Genomic DNA, 3,721 nt, shown 5'->3' with positions numbered 1-3,721 from the left:
GCCGGATCGCGGCGGAGGGCGACCCGTCCGCCGACGTCACCGCCCACGTCGTGGAGGCGCTGTCCAAGGAGGGCCTCGCGGAGTCGGCCGTGGTCAGGCGCGCCGTCGTGTGGCTGCTCCGGGCGCAGGAGGCGGACGGCTCGTGGTTCGGGCGCTGGGGGGCGAACCACGTCTACGGCACGGGAAGCGTGGTGCCCGCGCTCGTCGCGGCCGGGGTGCGTCCCGGCAAGCCCGCGATCCGGCGCGCCGTGGTCTGGCTGGAGGACCACCAGAACCGCGACGGCGGCTGGGGCGAGGACCTGCGCTCCTACGACGACCCCGCGTGGATCGGGCGGGGCGAGTCCACCCCGTCGCAGACGGCCTGGGCACTGCTGGCGCTGCTCGCCGCGGGCGAGCGCACCCCTGCCGTGGAGGCCGGCGTGAGGTGGCTCGTCGACCACCAGCGCCCGGACGGCAACTGGGACGAGGAGCAGTTCACCGGCACCGGCTTCCCCGGCGACTTCTACATCAACTACCACCTGTACCGCCTGGTCTTCCCCCTGAGCGCCCTCGGCCGCTACCTGGAGGGCGCGGCATGAGGCGGGGGCGCGGACCGGGCGGGACCGCCGAGTTCACCCTGCACGAGGAGGTCCCGACACCATGAGCATGCCGCTCCGCCAGAGCCTTCGCATCGGGGGCTACATCCTCCGCAACAAGCTGCGCGGCCGGGAGAAGTTCCCGCTCATCGTCGAGCTGGAGCCCCTGTTCGCCTGCAACCTCGCCTGCGCCGGCTGCGGGAAGATCCAGCACCCGCACGACGTGCTGAGGAAGCGCATGCCGGTCGAGCAGGCCCTCGCCGCCATCGAGGAGTGCGGCGCGCCGATGGTCTCCATCGCGGGCGGCGAGCCGCTGATGCACCCGCAGATCGACGAGCTGGTGAACGAGCTCGTCCGCCGCAGGAAGTACGTCTTCCTGTGCACGAACGCGCTGCTCATCCCCAAGAAGATCGACAAGTTCGCGCCCTCGCCGTACTTCGCGTGGGCGGTGCACATCGACGGGCTGCGGGAACGCCACGACGCGTCCGTCTGCAAGGAGGGCGTCTTCGACGACGCCGTCGCGGCCGTCAGGGAGTGCAAGCGGCGGGGGTTCCGCGTCACCACCAACACGACGATCTTCAACACGGACACGCCGCAGACCGTCATCGACGTCATGAACTACCTCAACGACGACCTCCGGGTCGACGAGATGATGATCTCGCCGGGCTACGCCTACGACAAGGCGCCCGACCAGGACCACTTCCTCGGCGTCCAGGAGACGCGGGAGCTGTTCCGCAAGGCGTTCGGGGACGGCAACCGCAAGCGGTGGCGCTTCAACCACTCGCCCCTGTTCCTGGACTTCCTGGAAGGCAAGGTCGACTTCCCCTGCACGGCCTGGGCGATCCCGTCCTACTCCCTCTTCGGCTGGCAGCGTCCCTGCTACCTGATGTCGGACGGCTACGCGCAGACCTACCAGGAACTCCTGGACGAGACCGACTGGGACTCCTACGGAAGGGGACGCGACTCCCGCTGCGCCAACTGCATGGCCCACTGCGGCTACGAACCCACGGCCGTCTTCTCGACCCTCGGCTCCCTGAAGGAGTCCTTGCGGGCCGTCCGCTCGGTCTGACCCCTCTCTCCAAGCCCGTTCCGCCCGGCACCGGCGTCCCGCCGATGCCGGGCGTCTTCAGGGACGCCTACGTGAGGGACGTCGGCCGGTACGCCTTGTACTCGTCGCCCGAGGAGAGCCCGTAGTCGAGCTCGCGGTGGTCGGTTCCGTACCGGCCGCGCTGCTCGTAGGCCCAGTACGACGAGTGCTCCTTGTCGGCCCACTTCTCGAAGATGACGACGTGCCGGGTGGTGTTGCTGCCGAGGGCGTCCATGACGAGGTCGCCCTTCTTCAGCTCGGACATCGCGATTCGCTCGGTGTACCGCGACGAGGTGAGGCCGACGGTGTTCGTCCCGGGCTTGGGCAGCCCCAGCGCCATGGACACGTATCCCGAGCAGTCGGTGCGGTATCCGTTGTGCGTGCTGGTCTGGCTGTAGGGGACCCGCCGGCCGGTGTGCGGATGCCAGGTCCTGGCCCGCTCGATGACCTTGGACCGCGCGTCCGACTTCGGCGCGGCGGCCTGCTTCCGCGGCTCGGCCTTCGCCGACGACTCGGTCTTCGCCGAGGGCTCGGCCTTCGGCGGGGCCTTGAACTCCTTCTGGACCTGGGCCTGCGCTCTGACCTGCTCCTGCGGCGCCGCCTGCCGCGGCGCGGTCCGCTGCTGCGGCACGGTCTGGACGGCGGCGACGGTTTCGGTGGACGCGTGCTGCAGGGTCGTCGGCATGGCCGCCGTCGCGCCGAAGACGGCGAGGCCCGTCAGCGTGACGGTGACCCAGGGGCCGGGCCGCAGAACGCGCGGCCGGTCGAGGTGCTTGCCTTTCACGGGGGGCTCCTTGCTTCCATGTGCCGCCTACCGGGTTAGCTGACGGGTTCGGACGTGGAAGTCGCCCTACGGCCTGACAGGCCGATTCACCCCAGTTCGGGTTGGGTCCCCGGCTCCGCGCCACGGCGGACTCGGCGGGTGCCGCTGAGAGACAGCGGCGCTGACGATGTGGGGCCCGATCGATGAGGGATCTCGGGCCTTGTCGCGCGGGGACGGCACCCCGCCCCACCGCGCTCGGAAACCCCGCGGTGGGACAAAACGCCTGGAAGGCGTCTTAAAGGGGCAAAGCTACTGAAATCACCAAGAGACGGCAAGGTCGCGGGCGATGATTCCGCAGCTCAGTGCCGTGCCGACCCGGCGCCCCGGCCGTCGCCTGCCGCCGGTGCGGGCGTGCCGGGGAGGCGATCCGGGCCCGATCCGCCTCTAGACGGAGGAGAAACCTCCAGTTAATATCCGGAGGAGAACCCTTCACTTAGAGGAGGTGGGTTCCATGACCGCCATCCCGGCGCGCACCGCGTCCGGTCCGTCCGCGGCCGTCCCGAACCGGCGCTGGGCGGCGCTGGTCGTCATCGCCGTCGCGCAGCTGATGATCGCGCTCGACGCCACCATCGTGAACATCGCGCTGCCGACGGCCCAGCACGCGCTCGGCTTCGGCGACGCCGACCGGCAGTGGGTGATCACCGCGTACACCCTGTCCTTCGCCGGGCTGCTCCTGCTCGGCGGCCGGATCGCCGACCTGGTCGGGCGGCGCCGCAGCTTCCTGGCCGGGCTGGCCGGGTTCGCCGTCGCCTCGATGATCGCCGGGGCCGCGCCCGGCTTCGGGGTCCTCGTGGTCGGGCGCGCCCTGCAGGGGGCGTTCGCCGCGCTGCTCGCGCCCACCGCCCTGTCGCTGCTGGCGGTGACGTTCACCGAGCCCAGGGAGCGCGCGAAGGCGTTCGGCGTCTACGGCGCCGTGGCGAGCAGCGGAGCGGCGGTCGGGCTGCTGCTCGGCGGCGCGCTGACCCAGTACGCCGACTGGCGCTGGTGCCTCTACGTCAACGTCGCGATCGCCGCGGCCGCGTCGGTGGCGGGACGGATCGTCCTTCCCGCGCCGCCGGCGTTCCCCGGGGCGCGCCTCGACTGGATCTCCGCCGTCCTCGTCACCGGCGGCCTGGCGGCCGTCGTGTACGGCGCGGGCGAGTGTGGTCGGTGGTGAGGCGCACGGCGCGGAAGCCCTGCCCGAACGCGGCGCCGAGCTCGCGGGCGACGGTGTCGGCCATCCGGGCCGGTTCGAAC

At 71.4% G+C, this 3,721-nt stretch carries 4 protein-coding genes and 1 riboswitch; of the genes, 3 read left to right on the top strand and 1 reads right to left on the bottom strand.

Annotated elements, in window-relative coordinates; genetic code table 11:
- Positions 1–578: prenyltransferase/squalene oxidase repeat-containing protein (locus AB0C69_RS39695; RefSeq protein ID WP_360361468.1), on the top strand; the 578-nt coding region annotated here is incomplete at its 5' end.
- Between the two features lie 61 nt (positions 579–639).
- Positions 640–1,644, top strand: coding sequence for an adenosyl-hopene transferase HpnH (gene hpnH / locus AB0C69_RS39690; protein WP_360361465.1), 1,005 nt, complete (start codon positions 640–642; stop codon positions 1,642–1,644).
- 67 nt (positions 1,645–1,711) lie between these two features.
- Here hpnH and AB0C69_RS39685 read toward each other — a convergent pair whose 3' ends face one another.
- On the bottom strand, positions 1,712–2,446 hold the full coding sequence (locus tag AB0C69_RS39685; RefSeq protein ID WP_360361462.1) for a hypothetical protein: 735 nt from the start codon (positions 2,444–2,446) through the stop codon (positions 1,712–1,714).
- A gap of 9 nt (positions 2,447–2,455) precedes the next feature.
- Positions 2,456–2,593, bottom strand: a riboswitch (cyclic di-AMP (ydaO/yuaA leader).
- Between the two features lie 343 nt (positions 2,594–2,936).
- Between AB0C69_RS39685 and AB0C69_RS39680 the strand changes: the two genes are divergently transcribed.
- The gene (locus tag AB0C69_RS39680) at positions 2,937–3,641 is read left to right on the top strand and encodes an MFS transporter (protein ID WP_360361459.1); all 705 of its coding nucleotides are present in this window, start codon (positions 2,937–2,939) and stop codon (positions 3,639–3,641) included.
- The last annotated feature ends 80 nt before the right edge of the window (positions 3,642–3,721 follow it).

The organism is Actinomadura sp. NPDC048032 (genome assembly GCF_040653175.1).
GTDB classification, from domain to species: domain Bacteria; phylum Actinomycetota; class Actinomycetes; order Streptosporangiales; family Streptosporangiaceae; genus Spirillospora; species Spirillospora verrucosospora.
The sequence above is the reverse complement of the archived record's forward strand: the minus strand, read 5'-3'. Positions and strand labels throughout refer to the sequence as shown.